Here is a 23,553-nt window from a genome sequence, read left to right as displayed (position 1 = left end):
TGATGTTCTTTTTTTTGTTTTGGCTGTGTACTAGTACATCTGTCGCTCATCGGGGGACCCCGACTACAATACCGCTTAGGTGTGTTTGTCGGGCGTGGCCGGAGTTGGGGGGCCCCCCGCCATTCTCGTTGCCGGGCACACTGTTTCAGCGCAGCGGCCGCTTGGGCCGCTTGTCCATCAGCCGCAGGATCAGCGGCGTGAAGATGAGCTGCATGGCCAGATCCATCTTCCCGCCCGGTACCACGATGCTGTTGGGCCGCGACATGAACGAGTCGTGCAGCATGGACAGCAGATATGGGAAGTCGATCACCTTCGGGTCGGCGAAGCGGATCACCACGAAACTCTCGTCCGCGGTCGGAATGGTCCGGGCGGTGAAGGGATTCGAGGTGTCGACGGTCGGCACCCGCTGGAAGTTCACATAGGTTCGCGAGAACTGCGGGCAGATGTGTTTCACGTAGTCGGGCATGCGTCGCAGAATGGTGTCGATGATGGCCTCGCTGGAGTAGCCGCGTTCGGTCTTGTCGCGGTGCACCTTCTGAATCCACTCCAGATTGATGATCGGCACCACGCCCACCAGCAGGTCGGTGTATTGCCCGACGTCGACGTCCTCGCCGACCGCGGCCCCGTGCAGGCCCTCGTAGAACAGCAGGTCGCTGCCCGGCGGCAGTTCCACCCACGGGGTGAAGGTGCCCGCGGGCTGTCCGTAGGGTTTGGCCTCCTCGTCGTCGTGCAGGTAGCGGCGCACCGCCCCGACGCCGGTGTCCCCGTAGTCGCGGAACAGCGTCTCGAGTTCGGGGAGCAGATTCGCTTCCGGCCCGAAATGCGAGAACGTGAGATTGCGCTGCTGTTCGGCTTCGGCCATGGCCAGTTTCATCTCGTTGCGGTCGTAGCGATGGAACGAATCCCCTTCCACGATGGCCGCGTTGATTCCCTCGCGGCGGAATATCTCCTGGAAGGTTCGCGTGACGCTGGTCGTCCCCGCACCGGACGACCCGGTGATCGCGACCACGGGATGTTTGACCGACATGGCACCTCCTCGATTGCCGGACAGCAGGTTTCGCGCGCCCGGCCGTTCAATGACGGGCCGCGCGGAACAGTGAGCGGGAACCGAAGAGCGAGGCGTCGAAGCTGGGCCCCTCCTCCGGTTCGCGGTGATAGCGCTCGATCCGCTCGACCTCGTTGCGGGAGCCGAAGATGAACGGCACCCGCTGATGCAGTTCCTCGGGCCGCACGTCCAGGACGCGTTCGTGCCCGGTGGAGGCCGCTCCCCCGGCCTGCTCGACCACGAAGGCGATCGGATTGGCCCCGTACAGCAGCGAGACCCGGCCCGGCCGTTCGGGATTGCGGGTGTCGCGCGGATACATGTAGAGCCCGCCGCGGGTGAGGATGTGGAAGGTGTCGGCCACCAGCGAGGCGACCCAGCGCATATTGAAGTCGCGCCCGCGCGGCCCGTCCACGCCTTCGAGGCATTCGTGGACGTAGCGGCGCACCGGGCGCTCCCAGAACCGCTCGTTGGCGGCGTTGATCGCGAATCCGGAGGTGTCGTCGGGGATGCGCATGCGCGGGTGGGTGAGCACGAACGCGCCCACCTCGCGGTCGAGGGTGAACCCGTCCACGCCGCTGCCGGTGGTGAGCACCAGCATGGTGGCGGGCCCGTACAGCGTGAAGCCCGCGCAGACCTGCTGCACGCCCGGCTGCAGGAAGTCGTGCCCGGCGGGGACGCGCCCGTCCTCGGGTGCGCGCAGCACACTGAAGATCGTGCCGACCGGCAGGTTCACGTCGATATTGCTCGACCCGTCGAGCGGATCGAAGGCGAGCAGGTACTTGCCGCGCCGGATCTCGGTGGGCACCTGATGGCATTCACGCATCTGTTCCGACACCAGGGCGGCGAGCGGTCCGGTCCACTGGCTTTCCGACACCATGATGTCGTTGGCGATGGCATCCATCTTGCGGTGCACCGTGACCGGCAGGTTGTCGGCATCGGAGGCGCCCAGGGAGCCGACGATCGCTCCCCGGGTCACTTGATTCGCGATGATCTTGGTGGCGGTGGCGAGCACGTTCAGCAGCGCCGAGAACTCCCCGGAGGAGCCGGGATGCTTGTGCTCCTGCTCGATGGTGTACCGGGTCAGGGTCTTCAATCCTTCGGGCACAATCCCTCTCATTCCCTCATGGAGATGCCCCCTCGTCGGCGAGGGCGTCCGTGAACACACTGCTGCCGAGGACGTCGCTGTCCGTCAGGGTGATCAGATCGGTGCGGCCGACCGGCCGATGCAGTTCGACCAGGCGTTTGGCCTGCCGCAGCCGGCAGCGGTCGAGGGCATTGCGCACGCTGCGGGCATTGGCGAAGCGGGGGCGGGCCATGCGCAGCTCCAGGTAGCGCGAGAAGGCTTGCGCGGCTTCGGGATCGAAGCGGAAGTTCTCCTGGCGCACCATGAGCTCGGCGATGGCCAGCAGCTCCTCGTGGGTGTAGTCGGGGAACTCGATGTGGTGGGCAACCCGCGAGGACAGGCCGGGGTTGGCGGAGAAGAAGGTGTCCATCCGGTCGGGATAGCCGGCGAAGATGACCACCAGGCTGGTGCGCTCATTCTCCATCTCCTGCAGCAGGATCTCGATGACCTCCTGCCCGTAGTCGCGCTCGTTCTCGGGGCGGAACAGGTAGTAGGCCTCGTCGATGAACAGCACTCCCCCGGCCGCCTTCGCGAGCGCCTCCTTGGTCTTGGGCGCGGTGTGGCCGATGAACTGGCCGACCAGGTCGTCGCGGGTGACGGTGTGCACCTTGGGTTTCCGGATGTAGCCGAGGGCGTGCAGCATCTCGGCCATGCGCAGCGCCACGGTGGTCTTGCCGGTGCCGGGGCCGCCGGTGAAGCTCATGTGCATGGTCGGGCGGGTGGCCTGCAGGCCGAAGCGCTGGCGGGCGCGATCGATGAGCAGCAGGGCGGCGATCTCGCGGACCCGGCGTTTGACATTGGCCAGGCCCACCAGTTCGGCGTCCAGGCGGGTGAGGGTGTCCTCGACGTCCTTGCCCGCGACGTCGGTCGACAGGTCCAGGACGGCGTCGTCGGCCAGCGGTTCCAGTAGGTGGCCGGCCGCCACGGTGTCCTCTGGTCGGGGAGACGCGTCGGCGGCCGTGCCGCGCAGCGGGCCCGGGCTCGTGGCCCCGGGCCGATGCATCTGGAACCCGCCCGCCGGGCGGCCGGCTGCAGGCTGCCGGCCGTCCGATGCCGCGGGGTGTTCCGAGCTCACGATAACCTCCTGATCCGAAAGATGTTCAGCCGCCGTATCTTTGGCCGGATCGCTGATCCGACGAGTAGGCGTGGAAGCCGTAGCGCTGGCTGCGGTCCGCGCCCTCGGTGCGGTCGAGGCGGAAACCGGGTTCGTCGGCCGGGCGCTGCACGATGAAGCTCAGCGCCGTGGTCTGGCGGCCGTAGGAGGCGTCGTAGGCGTTGACGCGAATGTAGTGCCGCGGGAACGTGGCCCGGCAGGCGTTGATCTCGGCGAGCACACCGTCGGGCTCGTCCAGATCGAACAGGGGCAGGCCCCACATCTCCCAGTAGTTGTTGCGCGGGTGCGGATCGTCGGTGTACTCGATCGACACCGGCCAGTTGTTGAGCAGGGCGTAGCGGACCTGGGCGGCGATCTCGGTGTCGTCGAAGTCCGGCAGGTGCGAGAAGGTGCCTTGGCGCAGATGCATGGTGGCTCGACTTTCAGCGGGAGGCCGTGGGGACGGCGTCGGGGGCGTCGGTGGAGGTGTATTCGAAGGTGACGTCACCCCAGGTCTGCAGGGCGACCTCGAGCGGGCGGCAGCTCTCGGCGGAGCGGCGCAGCACGTCCGGGCCCTCCTTGAGCAGATCGCGACCCTCGTTGCGTGCCTTGACCACCGCTTCGAGCGCGACCCGGTTGGCCTCCGCGCCCGCCGCGATGCCCATCGGGTGTCCGATGGTGCCGCCGCCGAACTGCAGGATGGCGTCGTCGCCGAACAGGTCCAGCAGCTGGTGCATCTGGCCGGCGTGGATGCCGCCGGAGGCGACCGGCATGACGCCGGGCAGGCTGGCCCAGTCCTGGTCGAAGAAGATGCCGTTGACCGGGTTCGTGGGGATGTGGTTGTCGCGCAAGGTGTCGTAGAAGCCGCGCACGGTGTGCGGGTCGCCTTCGAGTTTGCCGATGACCGTGCCCGCGTGCAGGTGGTCGACGCCGATCAACCGGCACCACTTGGCCAGTACCCGGAAGCTGACGCCGTGCGTCTTCTGGCGGGTGAAGGTGGAGTGCCCGGCCCGGTGCAGGTGCAGCAGCATGCCGTTGGTGCGCGCCCACTTCGAGATCGACTGCATGGCTGTGTAGCCGACCGTCAGGTCGATCATGATGATGCAGCTGCCGAGCGATTTCGCGAACTCCGCGCGCTCGTACATGTCCTCCATGGTGGCGGCGGTGACATTGAGGTAATGGCCCTTCAATTCACCGGTTTCGGCGATGGCGCGGTTGACGCCCTCCATGGCGAACAGGTAGCGGTCACGCCAGCGCATGAACGGCTGCGAGTTGATGTTCTCGTCGTCCTTGGTGAAATCGAGTCCGCCCTTGCAGGCCTCGTACACCACACGACCGTAGTTGCGCGCGGAGAGCCCGAGTTTCGGTTTCACCGTCGCGCCCAGTAGCGGTCGGCCGTATTTGTTGAGATACTCGCGCTCCATCACGATTCCGTGCGGCGGACCCTGGAAGGTCTTGACATACGCCACGGGAATACGCATATCCTCCAGCCGCAATGCCTTCAGCGGTTTGAAACCGAACACATTGCCGATCACCGAGGACGTGAGGTTCGTGATGGAGCCCTCCTCGAAGAGGTCCAGATCGTAGGCGACGTAGGCGAAGTACTCGCCCGGGCGACCCGGCACCTCCTCGACGCGGTAGCACTTGGCCTGGTACCGGTTGTGCGCGGTGAGGCGGTCGGTCCAGACGACTGTCCAAGTGGCGGTGGAGGATTCACCGGCGACGGCCGCCGACGCCTCGATCGGGTCGACGCCGTCCTGGGGCGTCACCCGGAACACCGCGAGGACGTCGGTGTCCTTCGGCTCGTAGTCCGGGTTGTAGTATCCCATCGACGCATACGACTGCACGCCCGGATCCCACCGGCTGCGCTGATCATCGTCAGATCCGGCCATCTTTCCTCCTGCGAACCGGGTTGGGTCACTTGCGATTCCCAGGATGACGGGCCCGTTAACGACAAACAATTCGATTGTTTCTGTTCTCGCTCAACCTTTTCGTCGGGTTTGCTACTGTTGAGTATGGGTACGGTGAGCGCGGTGCGCATGGAAACCTTTCTCGCCGTTGCCAAGCACTCCAGCATTCGCCGCGCCGCCGCCCAGTTGCACATCACCGAGGCCGCCGCCTCTGCGGCCGTAGCACACATCGAGAAACAACTCGGCGCGAAACTCGTGACCAAATCCGGGCGCGGCATCGCGCTCACCGAAGCCGGGCGGGTGTACGCCGATTACTGCCGCAGCATCCTCGGTCTGATGAAGGAAGCGCACGCCGCCGTCCGGGAGGCCGAGACCGGCCGGCTGCGCATCGGCGTCGTCGCCACCGCGGGCGAATACGTCCTGCTCCACCTGCTGGCATCGTTCCGAACCCGGTATCCCGACATCGAACTGGGCCTGTCGATCCACCCCCGCGACGTCCTGTTCCTCGAACTCACCCACCACGAAACCGACCTCGTGGTCGCCGGCCGCCCGCCCCGCGACACCGGCCTCGTCACCCGCGCCCGCCGCCCCTGCCAACTCGTCGTCGTCGGCGCGCCCTCCCGCTGGCCCGACCCCTGTGACGCCATCTGGCTCCTGCGCGGCAAAGGTTCGGGCACCCGCGACACCACCCTCGCCCTCTTCGACCGCCTCCAAATCCATCCGCCCACACTGACTCTCGGCACCCACGGCGCCGCCCTGGCCGCCGCACGCGAGGGTCTCGGCATCACCCTCATCCACTCCGACGCCGTCGCCGCCGATCTCGCCACCGGCCGCCTGGAGATCCTCCCCGTCGAGGGCACTCCCCTCACCCGCCCCTGGCACGCCGTCACCACCCGCACCCCCACCCCCGCCGCGCGCCTGTTCCTCTCCCACATCACGGACCCGGATCGAGTCGGCGACAAAGCATTTCGTGGTGTCTGAGGTCGTCGAATATCCCCTGACAGGACACTGTCGACGCTGTACTCTCCTCGCAAACGGAGCGGTACGTACTCCGGTTTTCGGCCCAGCCGGGGGAGATGATTCATGGCTGGCGTACTCGATGGTGCCCGCTTCCATACGACGGTGGTCGTCGCATTGCGACTAGCCGCGGTCGCCAGGGCTCCGGCTCCCGTCGACACGGGTGACCTGCTGGTGGCATTGATGCGAGCGGACGGGTCGGGTGACTGGTCGCGAATCTGCTTGGACACCGGCGATGCCGATGCGATCGAGCGCAAGGGGATGATCGACCGCCCGAGCCGCGGCGCGGGCCGGTGGGAGAACGCGCGCCTCACCGATCAGTGCGCGATCGCCCTGGATGTCTCCGGCCGCTTGGCGACCCGGTACCGCCTCTGGCCGATTCCCGTCGGGTTGGTCGTTCTCGGATTGATCGCCGATGAGTCCGCGGCGGCCGCCCGCGCGCTGCACAGCGGCCTGCAACGCCGCGAATTATTGGACCGCGTGCAGTCGGATGTGCTGGGTTCGATGCTCGACGGCATCGAGTACACGCTGCCGACGGTGCTGCGCGAGGCCGGTGGGGCGCCCTATGCCGCGCAGCCGGTTCACCGCCCGCCGCCACCGCCGCGGGCACCATCCGCCCCTCGAACGAGGAACGTCCCCCACCGCCCGGCGCCATACGCAGAACCGGGAAAGCGCGAATCCAACCTGATCATGCTGGCGGCGGTGGCCATAGCAGGCATATTCGTCTTCGTACTCGCCATGGCGCTACGCGAGCCCCACACGGACCCGCCCGCCCGACAGCCCAATTTCACCCTCGACCGCCCCAGTTTCGTCCAGCCCACCTTCCCCTACAGTCGCCTACCGACGCTCGTCCCCCCGGTCCTGCCGACCCGGCCACGCTGACCGCGGCATCGCTTGTGCCGCGGTCAGGTGCCGGTCGCCGGGAAACCGGTCAGTGGTGGAACATGCGGAGGTCGGTGCGCGCGAGGGTGATCCGGTGTTCGCGGCAGGCGTCGATGATGGCGTCGGCGCGCAGGGCTCCGGCGGGTTCGATGATCGCGGTGACGCCGTGGGCGGCGGCGACGTCGACATTGTCACGGAAGGGCAGGTAGCCGTCGGACACGAGCGTGAGGCCCGAGAGCTGACGCGTCCAGGCGCTGAGGTCGGGGGCGGAGGTCGGCTCGGTCAGCAGGTCCGCGAGTTCGGTGTGCTGGGTGGCGGTGAGAGTGCCTGCGGCGAGGGCGATCCGCCAGTTCAGGCGCTCCTGCCGGGGTAGGGACGCGGGCAGTGGCAGCGCGCGGATGGCCGGGTGGCGGCGGTTCCACCAGGTGCGGGCCTTGGCTCCGGCCAGCAGGGTGCAGTCCACCCGGGACTGCTGGCCCGCCCCGACGCCGACGGTCATGCCGTCGCGCACCAGGACCACCGTGTTCGACTGCGTGTAGCGGGCGGTGATCATGCCGAGCAGCGCGTCCGAGACCACCGCCTCGGTGAGGGCGGGCCCATCGGCCACCCGGATCAGCTCCGCGGTGATGGGCTGCCGGTCACGGTCCTGCTCGAGGATGACGCCGAAGACGGTGCGGCTCTCGGTCTCCGGCGGCCGGTACGCGGGATCGACCTCGACGACCAGGAAGCGGCCGCCCTTCTTGCGGGCCAGCTTCGCGACGGTCCCGGGCGCGTAGCCCGGCGCGATGATGCCGTCGGACACCACGCCGCCCAGCAGGTCGGCCAGTTCGTCGTCCACGGGCGCGGACACCGCGATCATGTCGCCGTACGAGGAGCGCGGATCGGCGTCGCGAGCGCGAATGTAGGCGGCGGCAACCGGTCCGAGGCCGGTGTCACCCAAACCCCAGGACTCGCGGAGGGTTTCGTCGAGCTCCCCGTCGAGCGCCGCCCCGGCCGGTGAGACGTGCTTGAACGAGGTTGCCGCCACCCGGGCGGTCGCGGCCTGTGCCTCAGCGACCAGCTGCCAGGCGTTGATCAGGTCGAGGTAGTTGATCAGCGACGCGGAACCGTGCAACACGCGAATGTGTTCGGCGCTGCCGTCGACCACGCGGGCTCGCTGATGGGGATTCATGCCGTACCGAAGATCCATGATGGTGCCCACTTCCCGAACTCGAGTTCGGGAGCACCCAGGCGGACGACGCTCCGATTATGCGCTTCCTCGTGGTCTTGTCCACGTCACGCCAGTCGCGACACCACTGTAGTGCACGCTTCCGGGGGGTTTCGGGACCGAGCGGGTGGCGGGTCGCCCGCCTCGGTGCGGGTGCGTAGAATCCTGTTGTGTCAGAACAATTTAGAGTGCAGCGGGCCGTTGCCGCATCGGCGGCCGAGATCTTCGCCATCCTGAGCGATCCGCAAGGCCACGTTTCCATCGACAGCTCCGGCATGTTGATGGCGGCCAGCGGAGACCTCGTCACCGCCACCGGCGACACGTTCGTCGTGCACATGGATCGCGAGGCTCTCAACGACTACCCGCTCGGTCTGTACGACGTGACGGTCGAGATCGTCGCATTCGAACGGGACAAGCAGATCGCCTGGACCGTTCGCGGCCGAGTCGAGCCGGGCCACGTCTACGGCTACTACCTCGAGCCCATCGCAGCGGGCACTCTCGTGACGTCCTATTACGACTGGTCCGCGGTCCCCCAGGAATTCAAGGACGCCGATATCTTCCCGGTGATCCCCGAAAGCGCCCTCCGTGCCACCCTCGGCATTCTCGCCCGCACCGTCGCCCCGGGAAAATCCCGGCCGGAACTGCCCTCACAGTAGGCCTGGGCGACCGGCCGGGTTCAGAAGGTGAACTGGTCGCCGTAGCCGGTGGTCTGTATGACGCCCTGCGCGGTGCTCACCGTGGTGGTGACGAAGGGGACCGCGGACACCGGCGAAGCGCACTGCGCGACGTTCAATGCGGCGTTGTTGAACATGATTTGGAACGGGAACATGGTGCCGCTGTCCAAGGCGGCGGTCGCCGTGGTCGCCGTGGTGACCTGGCCGGGCCCCATGGTGGCCGTCAAGACTTCCGTCACACCCAGCGCCCCGCCCACACTGGGTCCGAGACTGATGTCGGGCGCGGTGACCGAAGCGCTGGGCGTGACCGTCCCGCTCGGCGGGCTGGCGGAGACGCTCCCCGGGGCCACCGACGGGGAGATGGCGGCGGCCAGACCTTGGTTGGGTTCGATGCCGACGGTGACGCCGCCGGCCACGCTGATTCCGCAGCCGAGGATGAACCCCGCGACGGCCTGACCGGATGTGATCGGGCCACCGTCCACGGTGACCGAGTAATTGCCCGACATCTGCGCGGCATGGGAGAACGTCATCAGGAAGTTCGGCGTCCGGTTTCCGGGCGGATTCACCTCGACGCTGTCGACCGACGCGACGATATGCACTCCCGCGCCGGAAACATCCCCGCCGGGCGGCTGAGCCCCGACCGCATCGGCACCCCAGGCCCATAGGCTCGCCAGGGTGACACCGGCCACGGCTGTAACTGCCGCGGTGGCCATGAGCGCATGTCGCATAACCGGATCCTGTTCTCGTTCTCGAAGAGGTGTACGAGCTCGATACCGCAGGCGCATGTCCCGAATAGCAGCGTAACTGCAAATCGTGCCGGACTGGTGCGCTGCGGCTCGCGTGTCGACCGGCGGGAATCGGTGGTTTCACATTTGCGATCAGCCGGGAATCCGTGCCGCGCAGGAGAAGTCGGCACGATACGTATTCCGGTTGCCCGCGGTCAGTTGCCGGGTGGGCAGGCGTCGCCGGAGTAGGCGGGGTCGAGGGCCTGTTCGACCAGGTAGTCGACGGTGGGTGACCGCGGGAGGATGCCGTGGTCGAAAGTGTCTGCGGGGCAGAGGTCTTGGACCCAGATGTTGCGGACGGGGGCCTCGGGGCCGGCGGTGAGGAAGGTGGCCTCCGGTGGGGTGGAGACCTGGTCGGCGCGGCTGGCTATCACGGTGTAGGTGATGCCGGGGTCGGTGTCGCCCGCGGCGTTGAGGTGGCGGATGAACTGGCTGCCGGTGGCCGGGGGTGCGTCCGCGAGCGCGGTCGGCAGGCACACGCCCGCCAGCACGCCGGGTCGCCAGAGTCATGATCGCCGTCCGCCGTCGTCCAGTGCTCACGGTGCTCGAATTCCCCTCCGCGAAACCAGCGCTCACCTCGGCGCGGTCCGCGAAACCCGTACAACGCTCTGTTTTTGACCGCAAGGCATTCCACTGAGTGAGGCACGCCCGATTTCGTTAGTTAGCAACATGCAACTATATTGGGGAAGTTCGTTCGCAGACTCGCGGGAGGCTCTGATGGCTGCGGCCCCTACCACCGGATTGGATGCCGGTGACGTCCAGACCATTCGGAGACGACTCCGGATCGAGCACGATCACCCCCGGTACAAGTGGGTGGCCCTGTCGAATACGACGCTGGGCATGCTCATGGTCACCATCAACTCCTCGATCGTGACGATCTCGCTGCCCGACATCTTCCGCGGCATCGGGCTCAACCCCCTGGAACCGGCCAATGTCAGCTACCTGCTGTGGCTGATGATGGGCTTCCTGCTGTCCTCGGCCGTGCTCGTGGTCATGTTCGGGCGGCTCGGCGACATGGTCGGGCGGGTGAAGATCTACAACTACGGGTTCGTGGTGTTCAGCTTCGCGGCCGTGGCCTTGTCGTTCGATCCGTTCACGCACGGCGGCGGGGCGGTGTGGCTGATCGCCTGGCGGGTGATCCAGGGCGTCGGCGGCGCGATGCTGATGGCCAACGCGAGCGCGATCCTCACCGACGCCTTCCCGGCCGACGAACGCGGGTTCGCGCTCGGGATCAATCAGGTCGCGGCGGTGGCCGGCTCGTTCCTCGGTCTGCTCATGGGCGGCGTACTGGCGCAGTGGGATTGGAAGGCCATCTTCTGGGTGAGCGTGCCGTTCGGCATCATCGGCACCATCTGGTCCTATCGCTCGCTGCACGACAATGGCCAGCGCAATCCGGGATCGCTGGATCTGCCGGGCACCATCACGTTCGCGCTGGGCTTGACCGCGTTGCTGACCGGCATCACCTACGGCATTCAGCCGCACGGGGATTCGAAGACCGGCTGGACCAACCCGTGGGTGCTGGGCGCCGTGATCGGCGGCATCATCCTGCTGGCCGTGTTCTGCGTGATCGAGTCCAAGGTCGCGCAGCCGATGTTCAATATGTCGCTGTTCAAGAACCGGGCGTTCGCGCTGGGCAATATCGCCGGGCTGATGTCCTCGCTGGGCCGCGGCGGTCTGCAGTTCATGCTGATCATCTGGCTGCAGGGTATCTGGCTGCCGCTGCACGGGTTCTCGTTCGAGCAGACGCCGCTGTGGGCGGGCATCTACCTGCTGCCGCTGACCGTCGGATTCCTCATCGCCGGACCGGTGTCGGGCAAGCTGTCGGACCGGTACGGCGCGCGGCTGTTCGCCACCGTCGGCATGCTGATCACCGCTCTGACGTTCGTGCTGCTCGTCGTGCTGCCGGTCGACTTCGACTACTGGGTGTTCGCGCTCGTCATCGCCCTCAACGGCCTCGGGTCCGGCATGTTCGCGTCGCCGAACACCGCCGAGGTGATGTCGTCGGTGCCCGCCGCGCAGCGCGGTGTGGCCTCCGGTATGCGCGGCACGCTGTTCAACGGCGGTATGGCGCTGTCGATCGGCCTGTTCTTCTCGCTGATGATCGTCGGCCTGTCGAATACGCTGCCCGACGCCATGAATTCGGGCCTGCAGGAGCAGGGCGTGCCCGCGCCGGCCGCCGAGGCGATCTCGGACATGCCTCCGGTGGGCAGCCTGTTCGCGGCCTTCCTCGGCTACAACCCGATCAAGGAATTGCTCGGCCCCACCGGCACTCTCGACCACCCCGGCGTGCACGGCGATGTGCTCACCGGTCAGGAGTTCTTCCCGCACTTGATCTCCGGACCGTTCCACTCGGGTCTGGTCGTGGTCTTCCTGGGAGCCGCGATTATGATGCTGATCGGCGCGGCGGCCTCCTGGTTCGCCGGTAGCCCGACTGTCACGGACGAGGCGGCCGAATTGCGTGAAGCCGCCCGCGAGGGAATCTGACGGAGGAGATCACGCTGTCCGAGCCCACGAGCGTCGCCGACCCCGACCAGCTCACCGAGGCCGCCGACCTATACCACACCATCGGCCGCCTGCTGCGCTTGTTGCGCCACTCCGGCGACCTCGGGGCGCTCAGCCCCGGCGCGGCGTCCGCCCTCGCGACGGTCGCCCGCTCGGGTCCCCTGCGGCTGGGCGACCTGGCCTCGATCGAGCGGGTGAGCGCACCGACCATGTCCCGCATAGTGACGGGTCTGGAAAAGGGCGGCTACCTCACCCGCGACGCGGATCCCGAAGACGGCCGGGCCCAGCTGCTCACCGCCACCGAGGCGGCCCACAATCTGGTCACCGGCCTCACCTCGGCCCGCATCCAGCGTTTCGCCGCCGCGCTGGAAACCCTCACTCCCGCCCAGCGCGCATCCGTCAGTTCCGGCCTCAACACCCTCATCCAGGCCCTCGACCAGTAGCGGGGGACTCCCCCGCCCCGGAGGGCGGGGGTCAGGCGGTCAGGACCGAGCGGATGCGGTTGTTGGGGTCCACCAGGCCGCGGAGCTCAGCCAGGCGGGGGTAGTTGGAGCCGTAGTAGCGGGACAGCGGGTCGCCCGGCTCGAGGTAGTTGATGTAGGCGCCGACGGAGTCGGGGGCCATGGTGGCGTGCGCGTCGGCCAGCCAGGCCAGCGCCGATTCGTGCGGGATGGGTTCGTACGCTCCCCATTCCACGAGGGCGGCGTGGTCGCGCCAGGGGAAAGCGGTGGCGTCGGGGGCCAGGTCGCGGATCGCTCCGTCGAGGGCGTTGATCTGGACCCAGCCGGTACCGCCGACGCTCGAGAAGCGGGCGACCACCTCGAGGATGCGTCCGATGGTGTCGGGGGTGAGCTCGGCGACGATGTCGGAGCCGTTGGTGAAGGCGGCGCGCGGCTGATCGGCGGTACCGCCCGCCAGGTAGAGGACCGCTTCCAGGTGGGACAGGGTGCGGGGTTCGACGATGCCGGGGGCGACGCCGATGGCGTCGACGAGTTCGGCGGTGACGGTTTCGGAAGTCCCCGCGGGACAGACCAGCTGCATCCAGCAGTGCATGCCGCCCAAGCCGTCGGCGTCGATGCTGACATCGGCCCACTGCTCGCGCGGGGCCGAGCGCAGCCACTCCTGCCAGCCCGCGATGACAGTCGCCGCCTCGTCGCCCTGGAAGGTCAGGCGCACTACGTCTTTCGGCGTCGACGGGATGGTCTCGAAGGTGAACGAGGTGACGACGCCGAAGTGCGGGCCCCCGCCGCGCAAGGCCCAGAACAGATCCGGGCGGGTGGTGGCGGAGACCTCGGTGATGGTGCCGTCGGGCAGGACCACGGTGGCGGCGGTGAGCCGGTCGCCGGTGAGGCCGTGGGCGCGGGACTCGTTGCCGAGTCCGCCGCCCAGGGTGAGACCGGCGATGCCGACGCCCGGGCACATGCCGGAGGGCAGGCTCAGCCCGCCGCGATCCAGCTCGCGATAGATGTCGTAGAGGGTGTGGCCGGGTGCGATGACCGCCTTACCGCCCTCGGCGCGAATGCCCTGCATGCGCCGCACGTCGATGACGAGTGTGCCGGTCGCCGTGGACATTCCCGCATAGGAGTGGCCGCCGGCGCGGGCCGCCACCAGGAGGTCGTTCTCGGCCGCGAACTCGAAGGTGGCGGCGGCGTCCTGGGCGTCGGCGATCTGCACGATCGCCTCGGGCATCTCGTTGTCGAAGCGAGTGTTGAAGACCTCTTTCACGCCCGGGTATCCGTAGTCCCCCGGCAGGACGACCCGGCCGCGCAGTTTCCCTTTCAGCTCACGCCATTTCGGGTCGGCGCTGCCACTGCCCGATCCCGAAGCACTGCCCAGGTCTCCGGCGTTCGCGCCGGACGACCCGGTATCCGGTGTCGCGACCGATGTCGGCAGCCGCGTGGCCCCCGCGAAACCCACACCGGCGACCGCGATTCCGAGAGCTCCGCGCAGAAACACGCTGCGCGAGAATTGGGGTCTCACACCAGCCCCCTCGATCTGCCGGAGATCCGCTGTGCCGCCGAGTTATTCGTTTTCGACATCAAAGTTCGCGACCCACCTGTTTCCATCGAACGACACGGCACCAATTGATCATGGTTCACCCACCGTTCATTCGTCGAAACGGGTGCTGGTGTGTCCATGGCATGCCGTCTACCGGGACCACATGTCGGCCACCGCATCCGGCGGAACGATCCACCGCGCGAACGTCTCCTCCGGACTGACGGTGATCACATCCGCCCGCCGCACCAACTCTCCCGGCACCTCCCCACCCTCGAAATGCTCCAGACTCGGCACGATCACCGCGTCCACCCCCAAATTCGCGACCAGCACCCGCAACCGGTGCACCGGCCGATCGGTATGCGGCCCGAATCCGCCGCTCATCCCACTGCCGTCGCGAGCCGGACACGTCTTCGCGGAGATATCCCAGAGCCCCGGGGTTCATTGCTCGCCCTCTCGATCGTCGAGTGTGCTTCCAGCGGATTCCGAATAAGCATCGGGCCGCGGAAATTCTGCGGCAATGGCACTTTCCGGGGTCCGACAGCGGAAGTGCCACGGAGCGATCAGTATTCGAGGCGGATGAGATCGGCGAGGGCGCGCTTCTCCGGATTGAGGGTTCGGCGTCTGCCGATCAGCCTGGCCAGGAGGTCCTTGGCCAAACGCTGCTCGATCAGCCAGGGGCGGGCCTCGCGGGAGAGCCGAAGCAGGATGTCCAGGGCCGGATCTGGCCGGACGAGGTCGAGGTGGGCTTGGGCGACGTCGAGGAGATGCCGATTGCGGTTGTCGGAGGTGGGCCGCAGTCCGGGCGGCACGTCATGGGCCAACTGCAGTGCCAGGTCGGGCCGGTCGTCGATGACCGCGTTCTCGACGCGCTTCATGGCCACCGTGGCGGGACCGAAGATCGTCCAATAGTACTGGTAGCCAATCGGTTCGCGTTTGACCGCCACTGCGGCGGATTGCGCGAACCGCATCATGTCATCGGCGTCGTCGGGCCGGTTGTCGCGGATCGCCGCCGCCGACCCACGCAACAACAGCCAGCCCCAGGTGGAGAGCTCGCGTTCGGTGGCGGTCGAGATCCGTGGCTCGATCCGGTCGGCCCATTCGATCGCCAGGTTGTCGACCTGCTGAAATCGCCGCTCCACCAGGAGCAGCCAGCACAGCGTGACGACGACGGACGCGGCGTCGAGTAGATCATCGCTCGCCTGCGCCGCCGCCAGCGCGCGATCGAGCACTCTGCGCGCCGTTCCCAATTGCCGTGTCTGGACCATGACCGAGCCGGTCAGCTGGAGAATCCGCGCGCGCAGCACGGGCGAGACACGGTCACTCGCGTCCACCAGATCGGGCAGGACTCGCGCCAGCAGCTCATACCGGTTGTCGTGGTAGAACCGCACGGCCGCCACAAGGGATTCGGCCACAGCCTGTTCCGTGTGCGGCTCCACCGCCACGTCCGGCCGAGGCGCATCGATCGCTCGCCTGGTGGCGGCCCACAACTCGCCGTCCCTGCTCTCCGGCGCGCCGGGCGCGGGGCCGATGAGCGCGGTCAGCGGGCATCCCAGGGCCACCGCCAACCGCCGCAGCGTCTCGATCCGTGTGTCGTCCCGCTCCCCCTGCTCGATCTTCCGGATCAGAGACACCGAGACAGCCGAATTCGCGGCCAGCTCCCGCTGCGTGAGCCCCCGCCGCTTCCGAACCGATTGCAGCCGCTGACCAAGGTCGCCGCTCATCGCTCCAGACTAGGTCGGCCACCCCGGCATGCGCAGCCGGTAGCGGAACGTCCTGAGCGCCAAGCGGTCCGGCCGCTGCCGGATTTGTCGGACCCCCGTGCTGAAGTATCGTGTGGCAGCCCGGCCAGTCGGTCATACCTGAGACCGTCGACCGGGCTCTTTCGTGAAAAGGAACACCATATGAAGAAGCTCGCAACGACGTCCCTGGTCACCCTCGGCCTGATCGCCGCGATGGGCACCGCCCACGCCGGCAAGGACACCGAGTGGCAGGTGGACGGCAACTACCCCACCGAGGCCGCCTGCGACGCCGACGGCGAAACCGGCACCTTCACCCGCCCCGACGGCACCCAGCTCGTCCCCGGCGACGACATCTACGAATGCACCCTGGGCGCCGACGGTCTCTGGTACCTCTCCATCTGGACCGACTGATCCGTCCGGCACCAGCCCGCGCACTCGAGCTCGGGCTGGCCCGCCCGCCGAACGCCGCGAAAATCCGTGGCTGACCGCGCCGATTCGTGATCTGGTGTGGGGATGACGGATTCGGTTGCGGACAGACTGGCAATCCACGAACTGCTCGCCCTGCACGGACATCTGAGCGATTCAGGCGAGTTCGACCGATGGACCGAGGTATTCACCGAGGACCTCACCTACGACCTGACCGCTTTCGGCGCGGGCACCGTGCCCGGAGTGGAAGCCCTCCGCGACATGGCACGCGAACTGGGCGACGCCAACCCCCTCGCCCACCACGTCACCAATGTGATGGTCACAGCCCTGAACGGCGACACGGCCCACGCGATCTCCAAAGGCCTGGCCGTCAACACCGACGCCACGACCACCAGCGTCACCTACGAGGACACCCTCCACCGCACCCGCCACGGCTGGCGCATCACCCACCGCCGAGTGATCCCCCGCCGAAAGCCCTTGACCCCGTAGGCAGCCCGCCGGACTGGCTACCAGCCCGGTAGTAGCCTTCTCGGCAGGTCAACTGAGCGCGGAACGCACCTGCGCCAGCAACTCGCACTGCCGCCGCCAGTCGCCTCCGGCAATACCGATGACGAGGCGGTGGGCGCCGGCGTCCCGGTAGGCGGCTATGCGTTCGGCGGCTTGCTCGATGGATCCGGTGATCGGAATCGGCAAGGTCTCCTCGATCGACTTCCCGTAGTTCTGGCTGATTCCAGCGGCGATCGCGGCGCGGGTAGGCAGATCCGTACCGGTGCCGAGAACTCCGGTCGCGCCGATGGTGACCGTGGGCGCCGGTCGCTGATACTGCGCGGCGAGTTCGGTGATTTCGACGAGCCCGGCTGCCACCTGGGCCGGTGGGATCAGCGACGGAAACCACCCGTCCGCCAGCTCCGCGGCCCGCCGCCGGGCGGGAGCCGAGTGGTTTCCGACCAACACCGGCGGAACCGGAACGGATGGCGCCAATTCGATCTCGATCGGCTCCGGCATATCGGGGAGAGCGACCCGCTTGCCCGCCAACAACTCAGGCAACACACGCAGCGCGGTATCGGTGCGAGCACCCCGCTCCCCGAACGGAATCCCTGCCGCCGCCCACTGACCCGGACCGCCCCCGGACCCCACACCGAGGATCAGACGCCCATCACTGACATGCTGCAAGCTCGCCACCTGCTTGGCCGCCCAGGTCAGCGGCCGCAGCGCCGGAACGTAGACACTGGTGCCGATCCGCACCCGTTCGGTCGCGGCCGCCGCGACCGCCAGGGCAATCGTGCAATCCAGCACAGGCACACCGATCGACAGGTGATCCCCGTGCCAAACCCCATCCAGCCCGACCTCCTCGGCATGACGAGCAGCGGCGCCTATATCAAGTTTCTGAGCCCGTTGTGTCGCCACCGAAGGCAGGATGACACCGATCTCCACAGGGATTGTCTGCACAATCCCCTACCCTGCAACCTCAACTCGACTCGAGGTCAATGTTTTCCGGCCGCGATGGCGGCGCGGTGCCGGTCAGCTGTGGAGGTAGCGGACGAGGGCTTCGCGTTCGGTTTCGAGTTCGGAGATCTGGCTTTTGACCACGTCGCCGATGCTGACTATGCCGATCATCCGGCCGTCCTCGAGGACGGGAAGGTGGCGGATTCGGTGTTCGGTCATGATGGCGTTGAGAGTCTCGACATTGTCGTCCGGGGAGCAGGTGTGGAGGGCCGCGGTCATGATGGTGGAGACCGGGGCGTCCAGCAGGGGTGCGCCGTCGCGGTCGAGGCGGCGGACGATGTCTCGTTCGGAGACGATGCCGGCCATGGCGGTGCCGTCCGGGGAGACGATGGCCGCGCCGACGTTGTGTGCCGCCAGGATTCTGAGCAGTTCGCGCACGGTTGCATCGGGTGCAATCGTGACGACTTCGCCGCCCTTCCGGCGCAGGATTTCCGAGATTCGCATGTGCCCACCGCCCAACCAGCTAGGACTATCGATGGTTACCAGGATGCCGCTGTTACACCGGTGTGAACAGCAACGATTGCGATTCGATGCCTAAACGGACGCGAGGGCATCGAGCGCCGATTCGATGGCACGATGGAAGGTCGGGTAGGCGAGGATCATCTCCCGCAGGGTCGCGGTCGGGACCTGGGCGTGGACGGCTACCGACAGGGCGCTGAGCACTTCGCCGCCCTCCGGCCCGGCCGAGCACGCGCCGACGAGCACCCCGCGGTCGGCGTCCTCGACCAGTTTGATGAACCCGGCATTGCCCGCTTTGTGGATCCAACCCCGCGTGGACGCAGGTACTTCGGTGATTCCGACCCGGACCGTCAGGCCGGCCGACCGGGCTTGCTCCTCGGTCATACCGACCGCCCCGACCTCGGGATCGGTGAATGTCACCCGTGGTACGGCGTGATACCGCGCGACTTCGTCCCCGCTACCGAGAATGTCCTGTGCCGCGATCCGCGCCTGATACATGGACACGTGAGTGAAAGCGCCCTGCCCGGTGATATCGCCGAGCGCCCACACCCCTTCGGCCGCTCGCAGCCGATTGTCCACCGGTATTGACCTGGCCGACTCGTCCAAGCCGACCGCCCCGATTCCCAAGCCCGCCAGTTCGGTTCGCCGCCCCGCCGCGACGAGCAACCGCTCGGCACGCAACACCTCGCCATTGTCGAACGTCAGTGCGAACTCGCGCCCGTCGTGCCGCACCGCAGTCCCCCGAACCCCGCCCCGGACCTCGATCCCCTCCTCCTCGAACACTTTCGCCAGCAGCTGCCCCGCCTCCGGCTCGTCCTGCGGCAACAGCCGCCGCGGCACGACCACGGTCACCCGCGCCCCGAACCGCGCGAAGATCTGCGCGAACTCCGCCCCCACGGGTCCCCCGCCCAGCACGATGAGCGACTCCGGCACCTCGGTAGCCGGGACCGCGTCCCGATTCGTCCAGAACGGCGTCCCCGCCAGCCCGTCGAGCGGCGGAACGGCCGGTTCCGTCCCCGGATTCAGCACGATCCCCCGCCGCGCCCGAAACACCCGCTCTCCACCATCGGTCGCCACGGTCACCTCTCCCGGCGCACTGATCCGCCCCCACCCGCGCACGAACCGCCCACCCGCTTTCTCGAACCGTTCGACCGCCACCCGGTCGTCCCAATCGTCGGTGGCCTCCTCCCGGATCCGCGCCGCGACCGGCCGCCAATCCGCCTGCACCGTGGCCGACCCCGCGAGCCCCTCCACCCGCCGAGCCTCGGCCAGCACCCCCGCCGCCCGAACCATCATCTTGGTCGGCACACACGCGTAATACGGGCACTCCCCGCCCACCAACCGCCCCTCGACCCCGACGACGGCGAGTCCGCCCCGCGCCACCCGCGTGGCCACGTCCTCCCCTCCGGGCCCCATCCCGATCACCACGACATCAACGGATTCGGCAGTCACGCGTGCTCCTTCGCTCGTCAGCTCCCAGTGACGCTATCCCCACATCCGGCCGGACCGAACCAACCCCCGCCGTCAGCGTCCGTGCGGCGAGTCGAAGGTGAAGACGCGTCCTCCGAGCAGCAATTGGCTGCCGGGCGCCAGGACGGTGGGTTGGCCGGGTGCGGCGCGGATCCAGTCGGGGCGGCCGGGCGGGCGGATGTGGGTGCCGTTGGCGGACCCGCGATCCATGACCAGGACATCCCAGTCCACGAGGCGGATCTCGGCGTGGACGCGCGACATGCCCCCGGTCGCGTCGGGGATGCGGATCGCTTGCGCGCCACGCCGCACCCGCGGTGAGCGGGCGGGCTCGCGGCCGATCACGAGATCGCTGTCGAGGACGTAGGAGGTACCGTCGTCGAGCAGCAGAACACCCAGCGGCGGCCGGATGCCGGGGGCGAGGACACAGGTCAGCTGCTCCATACGAATCCCGCACACGACGCAGAAGGACACGCGGGGGTCGTTGAGATGCCCGCGGGCGCACCTGAATCCGTGCACCACGACACCGGTGGGAGTGGTCTCGATTCCTGCTGGAATGGCAGTGGGCGCAATGGTGCGCGCACTGCCGGAATCGCGCGGAACCGGGTCCCGACCTCCGGTTGCGATCTCGGCCTCGGGCGTATTCGCCTTCTCCCCCAACCACATCACCGCTCCCGAACCCGGCACCCGCCCGTCGCGCAGCGACCACACGCTCTCCCGGGGCAGGCTCTTCCGCGGCTCGCCGTCGTCGACGAAAACCGCGGCCGCGCGCCCCGGCGCGGGACTCACCACCCGATCGACACTGAATCCGGCATCGCGGCCGTGCAACACCTCCCGGTCATCGGTCCCCTCGAGCATCGCCGTGACCCGGCCGTGCAGAAAGACCGCCAGCCCCCGCTTTCCCGGTGTGAGCACCCCGAATTCGACCTGCTCCTCGTCCGCGCGACCCATCAGCCACGTGCTTGCCAGCCGTGCAAAGGTCCGTCCGGTGCGCCGAGTCTCCCGCGACGACGCCTCCGCCACCATCTCCAACACCTTGTCCAGCACGGCAATAGCCTCGGACGCCGCGGTGATCACGCTCGAATCCCGGTGCGCGACAACCACGACCACCCCGTCGACGCAGGCCACCAGGTGGCGGCCCGGCACCACCTCGACCCGCGCGGTCATAGCACCCGGCCCCCGGTATATCGCCAGCGCGGCAGCACCACCCGGATCGGGCCGTTGACGAATCCCCAGTACGCCAGCCAGGTCAGCGTGAAATCGATGCCGAACGCCGGCGCGGACGGCCGCAGATCACGGGGCACGAAAGCTGACGTGTACCGGACCAGCAGCCACAGCAGCAGTCCCTCGTTCACGATGGTCACCAGACCGAACACTGTCGGCCAGTCCTTGTCCCACCGGAATTGCTGCAGACCGTGATACGCCAGCTCCCACCCGACTCCGAGCAGGATGACCGCCACCAACATGGTCAGCGTGACCCGATAGCCCTGCTCCAGCGACAACTTCCCCATCGGCAGCGCCGGCGTCACGAGCAGCGTGGTCACCGCCCCGATCACCCCGAGCACGATCACGCGAGTCTGAATCCGCCCCCACAACGTCGGCGTCATACCGGAATCTGCCGATCGGTGACCCACAACCACCACTGCCGCACCGACCGCAGCGCATCCAGCCGCCGGCAGAACCCGTTCGCCGCCAGGTCGTCGGCGATCTCCAGGGCCGCGTACTGCAATCCGGCGAACGAGTCCACGGGAGCGAAATACCCGCCCAGAGTCGCGCTACCCGAGGCGTACACCCGCCCGGCCCCGCTGCGGGTCCCGAACAGCTCGAAGGTCCGGTCCACATCCAGCCGCCCGAGCGGATTGCGCCGGGCCCCGGTGTGATCGAGCAGATCGGCGAGCAGTCGATGCTCCCGGATGTCGGCTTCGAGCCCGGTGCAGTCGATGACGTAATCGGCATGCACGTCAACCGGCCGGTCGGTCGACGCGAAACCGCCCGGCCCGTCCGGCTCGGGCGCCACCGTCGTCACGACCCCGGGCCGGGTGCGATCGGGCCGCAGATTCCGCGCGGACCCCACCAGGATCTGATACCAGCCCTGCGCGCGTCCCCGCGCCAGCTGTTCCTCCCACCGCTTGCGCCGCGGCGTCGTGGTCCCGCCCAGCGTCTTCAGCGCCTCCGCCCGTTCCCGCCCCTCGAGCTTCCGTAGCCGCTGCCTGATCTGCCCGCCGAAGCTCGCCTTGGGAAAGTTGAAGGCTTGATACGCCCACCCGTTCGCGCCCGCCCGCCGCCCGAACACGCTGTCCCCTTGCGGTCCCGCCACATAGGTCCGGAACAGATGCAGGATCTGGGTGTTGAGCCGCAGCCGATCCCGATCGTCGATCAGTCGTTGCAGCACCCGGCTGGCAACTATCCCGCTGCCGCGCACCATGACCGTCCCGGGCCGCCGCTGCAATGCCTCGTACACGTGCTCGTGCGGCTCGTAGGCGTTCACCACTCGCGTCGGATCCCGGTACCGTTCGCGGTACTCCTGCAGATCCGGCAGCAGCCGCAGCCCGGAGTACCCGACGGCGATGTGAACATGACTGCTGCGAAACGCGATTCGCTTGGTCGCCGACGCCCCTTCCGGTGGCGTGAGGATGGTGAAGTACCCGCCGCCGTTCCGTTTGCGCACCATGCGAACCTGCCCTTTGTGCAGGGATCGCGCATATTCGACCCGCTGGAATTCGCGCTCGAGCGCCGCGAAGACCTGCCCCGCCCGAGGCGTGTGGTACTCGGTGAGAACGGGCTCCGTCAGGACATTCCACAAAGCGGATAGCGACTTTTCAGCTATTGCCTCGCGAAGGGCATAGGACGGAAATCCCCAGATATTGTCCGGCGTTCCGCCCGAATCACTGCGCAGCCGTTCCTCTCGCGGAATCTGCGACACCCGAGTCAAGTATTCGTACGACCCCCACGGCACGTCCTGCGGCCCGAGCACCGCCATCGCCGTCCCGGGTACCCCGTAGATCCGCAAGGTGTCGAACAGGGTGAACGATCCCAGCCCGCTGCCGGCGCTCACCAGCGGCACATCGAAGACCGGAATCCCGGCTCGCCCCACCAACTCGTCGGTCCACGCGTCGGTTTCGATGAGGCGTTGGGTGACGTCTCCCCTCATTCGCGGGATCGTACCGGTCTCGGATTACGAACAAACGGCCATCGACGTATTGCGCGACAGGCGATTCCGCGACGCGTACGCGGACTTCTCGCGAAGCTGCCCCGCGCCGCCCCATCTGCGACGTAGCATGCGGAACGTGGCCGATGCCAAACGTCCCGCCGCCGTGCGGGTCCTCGTTTACAGCAGTGATGCCGATACCCGGAGCCAGGTCATGCTGGCGCTGGGCAGACGGCCGCACCCCGATATGCCGCCGATCGACTACGTCGAGGTGGCCACGGGCCCGGTGGTCCTCGAGAAGATGGACGCCGGTGGACTGGATCTGCTGATCCTCGACGGCGAGTCGGCCCCCGAAGGCGGTCTCGGCCTGGCCAAGCAGCTCAAGGACGAAATCGCCGACTGCCCACCGATCGTCGTGCTGACCGGTCGGCCCGATGATGCCTGGCTGGCGAATTGGTCGCGCGCGGAAGCGGCGGTGCCGCACCCCATCGACCCCATCCGGTTGACCGACGCTGTCCTGGGTGTGCTCGGTAATAGCTTCGCGGCCTGATCTTCCTTCGCCCGTGTGATCA

Annotated in this window: 25 protein-coding genes and 1 riboswitch; of the genes, 8 read left to right on the top strand and 17 right to left on the bottom strand. The window is 67.8% G+C overall.

What is annotated here, in order from left to right:
• Positions 1–145: 145 nt before the first annotated feature.
• Genes ACWEOI_RS35000 through ACWEOI_RS34980 form a run of 5 tightly spaced genes read right to left on the bottom strand, consistent with a single transcriptional unit; the run spans position 146 to position 5,153 of the window.
• Complete coding sequence (locus tag ACWEOI_RS35000) at positions 146–1,027, bottom strand: phosphoribulokinase (RefSeq protein WP_379279274.1); 882 nt, start codon at positions 1,025–1,027, stop codon at positions 146–148.
• Positions 1,028–1,073: 46 nt separating this feature from the next.
• Positions 1,074–2,150, bottom strand: coding sequence for a class 1 fructose-bisphosphatase (locus tag ACWEOI_RS34995; RefSeq protein WP_433665718.1), 1,077 nt, complete (start codon positions 2,148–2,150; stop codon positions 1,074–1,076).
• Positions 2,151–2,166: 16 nt separating this feature from the next.
• Positions 2,167–3,243 (bottom strand): AAA family ATPase, encoded by a 1,077-nt coding sequence (locus ACWEOI_RS34990; RefSeq protein WP_433665717.1) that lies wholly within the window; start codon positions 3,241–3,243, stop codon positions 2,167–2,169.
• Between the two features lie 25 nt (positions 3,244–3,268).
• Positions 3,269–3,691, bottom strand: a complete 423-nt coding sequence (locus ACWEOI_RS34985) for a ribulose bisphosphate carboxylase small subunit (RefSeq protein WP_357081801.1) — start codon at positions 3,689–3,691, stop codon at positions 3,269–3,271.
• Positions 3,692–3,704: 13 nt separating this feature from the next.
• Complete coding sequence (locus tag ACWEOI_RS34980; RefSeq protein WP_379099534.1) at positions 3,705–5,153, bottom strand: form I ribulose bisphosphate carboxylase large subunit; 1,449 nt, start codon at positions 5,151–5,153, stop codon at positions 3,705–3,707.
• A 123-nt stretch (positions 5,154–5,276) separates the two neighbouring features.
• Between ACWEOI_RS34980 and ACWEOI_RS34975 the strand changes: the two genes are divergently transcribed.
• Positions 5,277–6,152 carry a LysR family transcriptional regulator gene (locus ACWEOI_RS34975; RefSeq protein WP_452362344.1) on the top strand — a complete coding sequence of 292 codons (876 nt, stop codon included), beginning with the start codon at positions 5,277–5,279 and terminating at the stop codon, positions 6,150–6,152.
• A gap of 102 nt (positions 6,153–6,254) precedes the next feature.
• Positions 6,255–7,070 (top strand): hypothetical protein, encoded by an 816-nt coding sequence (locus tag ACWEOI_RS34970; protein WP_433665715.1) that lies wholly within the window; start codon positions 6,255–6,257, stop codon positions 7,068–7,070.
• 49 nt (positions 7,071–7,119) lie between these two features.
• On the opposite strand, the gene ACWEOI_RS34965 is transcribed toward ACWEOI_RS34970, so the two are convergent.
• Positions 7,120–8,259 carry a hypothetical protein gene (locus tag ACWEOI_RS34965; RefSeq protein WP_452362343.1) on the bottom strand — a complete coding sequence of 380 codons (1,140 nt, stop codon included), beginning with the start codon at positions 8,257–8,259 and terminating at the stop codon, positions 7,120–7,122.
• Positions 8,260–8,287: 28 nt separating this feature from the next.
• Positions 8,288–8,368: riboswitch (ZMP/ZTP riboswitch) on the bottom strand.
• A gap of 79 nt (positions 8,369–8,447) precedes the next feature.
• Between ACWEOI_RS34965 and ACWEOI_RS34960 the strand changes: the two genes are divergently transcribed.
• A complete protein-coding gene (locus tag ACWEOI_RS34960) occupies positions 8,448–8,933 on the top strand; it encodes a polyketide cyclase (RefSeq protein ID WP_433665714.1) in 486 nt (161 codons plus the stop codon).
• A gap of 20 nt (positions 8,934–8,953) precedes the next feature.
• Here ACWEOI_RS34960 and ACWEOI_RS34955 read toward each other — a convergent pair whose 3' ends face one another.
• Complete coding sequence (locus ACWEOI_RS34955) at positions 8,954–9,679, bottom strand: MspA family porin (protein WP_452362342.1); 726 nt, start codon at positions 9,677–9,679, stop codon at positions 8,954–8,956.
• A 212-nt stretch (positions 9,680–9,891) separates the two neighbouring features.
• The gene (locus tag ACWEOI_RS34950; RefSeq protein WP_452362341.1) at positions 9,892–10,227 is read right to left on the bottom strand and encodes a hypothetical protein; all 336 of its coding nucleotides are present in this window, start codon (positions 10,225–10,227) and stop codon (positions 9,892–9,894) included.
• A 226-nt stretch (positions 10,228–10,453) separates the two neighbouring features.
• Between ACWEOI_RS34950 and ACWEOI_RS34945 the strand changes: the two genes are divergently transcribed.
• Positions 10,454–12,220 (top strand): MFS transporter, encoded by a 1,767-nt coding sequence (locus tag ACWEOI_RS34945; RefSeq protein WP_433665711.1) that lies wholly within the window; start codon positions 10,454–10,456, stop codon positions 12,218–12,220.
• 98 nt (positions 12,221–12,318) lie between these two features.
• The gene (locus tag ACWEOI_RS34940; protein WP_433665710.1) at positions 12,319–12,681 is read left to right on the top strand and encodes a MarR family transcriptional regulator; all 363 of its coding nucleotides are present in this window, start codon (positions 12,319–12,321) and stop codon (positions 12,679–12,681) included.
• Between the two features lie 31 nt (positions 12,682–12,712).
• Here the strand turns inward: ACWEOI_RS34940 and ACWEOI_RS34935 are convergent, their stop codons facing one another.
• The 3 genes from ACWEOI_RS34935 to ACWEOI_RS34925 all read right to left on the bottom strand — a co-directional run bounded on the left by ACWEOI_RS34935 (position 12,713) and on the right by ACWEOI_RS34925 (position 15,957).
• Entirely contained in the window at positions 12,713–14,218 is a 1,506-nt protein-coding gene (locus ACWEOI_RS34935) for an FAD-binding protein (RefSeq protein ID WP_433665709.1), read from the bottom strand.
• 168 nt (positions 14,219–14,386) lie between these two features.
• The gene (locus ACWEOI_RS34930; protein ID WP_452362340.1) at positions 14,387–14,617 is read right to left on the bottom strand and encodes a hypothetical protein; all 231 of its coding nucleotides are present in this window, start codon (positions 14,615–14,617) and stop codon (positions 14,387–14,389) included.
• Positions 14,618–14,796: 179 nt separating this feature from the next.
• Positions 14,797–15,957: a helix-turn-helix domain-containing protein gene (locus tag ACWEOI_RS34925; RefSeq protein WP_452362339.1), complete on the bottom strand. Its 1,161-nt coding sequence runs from the start codon at positions 15,955–15,957 to the stop codon at positions 14,797–14,799.
• 180 nt (positions 15,958–16,137) lie between these two features.
• Between ACWEOI_RS34925 and ACWEOI_RS34920 the strand changes: the two genes are divergently transcribed.
• Positions 16,138–16,386: a hypothetical protein gene (locus tag ACWEOI_RS34920; RefSeq protein ID WP_433665706.1), complete on the top strand. Its 249-nt coding sequence runs from the start codon at positions 16,138–16,140 to the stop codon at positions 16,384–16,386.
• A gap of 102 nt (positions 16,387–16,488) precedes the next feature.
• Positions 16,489–16,890, top strand: a complete 402-nt coding sequence (locus tag ACWEOI_RS34915; RefSeq protein WP_452362338.1) for a nuclear transport factor 2 family protein — start codon at positions 16,489–16,491, stop codon at positions 16,888–16,890.
• Between the two features lie 48 nt (positions 16,891–16,938).
• Here the strand turns inward: ACWEOI_RS34915 and ACWEOI_RS34910 are convergent, their stop codons facing one another.
• From ACWEOI_RS34910 to ACWEOI_RS34885, 6 genes are all read right to left on the bottom strand, one after another.
• Positions 16,939–17,808: an LLM class flavin-dependent oxidoreductase gene (locus ACWEOI_RS34910; protein WP_452362337.1), complete on the bottom strand. Its 870-nt coding sequence runs from the start codon at positions 17,806–17,808 to the stop codon at positions 16,939–16,941.
• A gap of 114 nt (positions 17,809–17,922) precedes the next feature.
• Positions 17,923–18,351 carry a CBS domain-containing protein gene (locus ACWEOI_RS34905; RefSeq protein ID WP_452362336.1) on the bottom strand — a complete coding sequence of 143 codons (429 nt, stop codon included), beginning with the start codon at positions 18,349–18,351 and terminating at the stop codon, positions 17,923–17,925.
• Positions 18,352–18,441: 90 nt separating this feature from the next.
• Entirely contained in the window at positions 18,442–19,818 is a 1,377-nt protein-coding gene (locus ACWEOI_RS34900; protein WP_452362335.1) for a dihydrolipoyl dehydrogenase family protein, read from the bottom strand.
• Between the two features lie 72 nt (positions 19,819–19,890).
• Entirely contained in the window at positions 19,891–21,000 is a 1,110-nt protein-coding gene (locus tag ACWEOI_RS34895; RefSeq protein WP_452362334.1) for an FHA domain-containing protein, read from the bottom strand.
• Positions 20,997–21,440: a hypothetical protein gene (locus ACWEOI_RS34890; RefSeq protein WP_433665700.1), complete on the bottom strand. Its 444-nt coding sequence runs from the start codon at positions 21,438–21,440 to the stop codon at positions 20,997–20,999. Before ACWEOI_RS34890 ends, ACWEOI_RS34895 begins: the two co-directional genes overlap by 4 nt.
• Entirely contained in the window at positions 21,437–22,984 is a 1,548-nt protein-coding gene (locus ACWEOI_RS34885) for a hypothetical protein (protein WP_452362333.1), read from the bottom strand. Before ACWEOI_RS34885 ends, ACWEOI_RS34890 begins: the two co-directional genes overlap by 4 nt.
• Positions 22,985–23,111: 127 nt before the next feature.
• Here ACWEOI_RS34885 and ACWEOI_RS34880 point away from each other — a divergent pair, with 127 nt between their 5' ends.
• Positions 23,112–23,531: an Rv3143 family two-component system response regulator gene (locus ACWEOI_RS34880; protein ID WP_433665698.1), complete on the top strand. Its 420-nt coding sequence runs from the start codon at positions 23,112–23,114 to the stop codon at positions 23,529–23,531.
• The last annotated feature ends 22 nt before the right edge of the window (positions 23,532–23,553 follow it).

This window comes from Nocardia sp. NPDC004340 (assembly GCF_053602575.1).
This window is presented reverse-complemented; position numbering and strand designations above follow the sequence as displayed.

Bases quoted from the DNA above. Each gene is read 5' to 3' on its own strand.
- ACWEOI_RS34895 (WP_452362334.1), bottom strand. From the start codon at position 21,000: ATGACCGCGCGGGTCGAGGTGGTGCCGGGCCGCCACCTGGTGGCCTGC.
- ACWEOI_RS34885 (WP_452362333.1), bottom strand. From the start codon at position 22,984: ATGAGGGGAGACGTCACCCAACGCCTCATCGAAACCGACGCGTGGACC.
- ACWEOI_RS34965 (WP_452362343.1), bottom strand. From the start codon at position 8,259: ATGGATCTTCGGTACGGCATGAATCCCCATCAGCGAGCCCGCGTGGTC.
- ACWEOI_RS34925 (WP_452362339.1), bottom strand. From the start codon at position 15,957: ATGAGCGGCGACCTTGGTCAGCGGCTGCAATCGGTTCGGAAGCGGCGG.
- ACWEOI_RS35000 (WP_379279274.1), bottom strand. From the start codon at position 1,027: ATGTCGGTCAAACATCCCGTGGTCGCGATCACCGGGTCGTCCGGTGCG.
- ACWEOI_RS34915 (WP_452362338.1), top strand. From the start codon at position 16,489: ATGACGGATTCGGTTGCGGACAGACTGGCAATCCACGAACTGCTCGCC.
- ACWEOI_RS34930 (WP_452362340.1), bottom strand. From the start codon at position 14,617: ATGAGCGGCGGATTCGGGCCGCATACCGATCGGCCGGTGCACCGGTTG.
- ACWEOI_RS34985 (WP_357081801.1), bottom strand. From the start codon at position 3,691: ATGCATCTGCGCCAAGGCACCTTCTCGCACCTGCCGGACTTCGACGAC.
- ACWEOI_RS34970 (WP_433665715.1), top strand. From the start codon at position 6,255: ATGGCTGGCGTACTCGATGGTGCCCGCTTCCATACGACGGTGGTCGTC.
- ACWEOI_RS34880 (WP_433665698.1), top strand. From the start codon at position 23,112: ATGCGGAACGTGGCCGATGCCAAACGTCCCGCCGCCGTGCGGGTCCTC.
- ACWEOI_RS34890 (WP_433665700.1), bottom strand. From the start codon at position 21,440: ATGACGCCGACGTTGTGGGGGCGGATTCAGACTCGCGTGATCGTGCTC.
- ACWEOI_RS34980 (WP_379099534.1), bottom strand. From the start codon at position 5,153: ATGGCCGGATCTGACGATGATCAGCGCAGCCGGTGGGATCCGGGCGTG.
- ACWEOI_RS34945 (WP_433665711.1), top strand. From the start codon at position 10,454: ATGGCTGCGGCCCCTACCACCGGATTGGATGCCGGTGACGTCCAGACC.
- ACWEOI_RS34905 (WP_452362336.1), bottom strand. From the start codon at position 18,351: ATGCGAATCTCGGAAATCCTGCGCCGGAAGGGCGGCGAAGTCGTCACG.
- ACWEOI_RS34975 (WP_452362344.1), top strand. From the start codon at position 5,277: ATGGGTACGGTGAGCGCGGTGCGCATGGAAACCTTTCTCGCCGTTGCC.
- ACWEOI_RS34920 (WP_433665706.1), top strand. From the start codon at position 16,138: ATGAAGAAGCTCGCAACGACGTCCCTGGTCACCCTCGGCCTGATCGCC.
- ACWEOI_RS34955 (WP_452362342.1), bottom strand. From the start codon at position 9,679: ATGCGACATGCGCTCATGGCCACCGCGGCAGTTACAGCCGTGGCCGGT.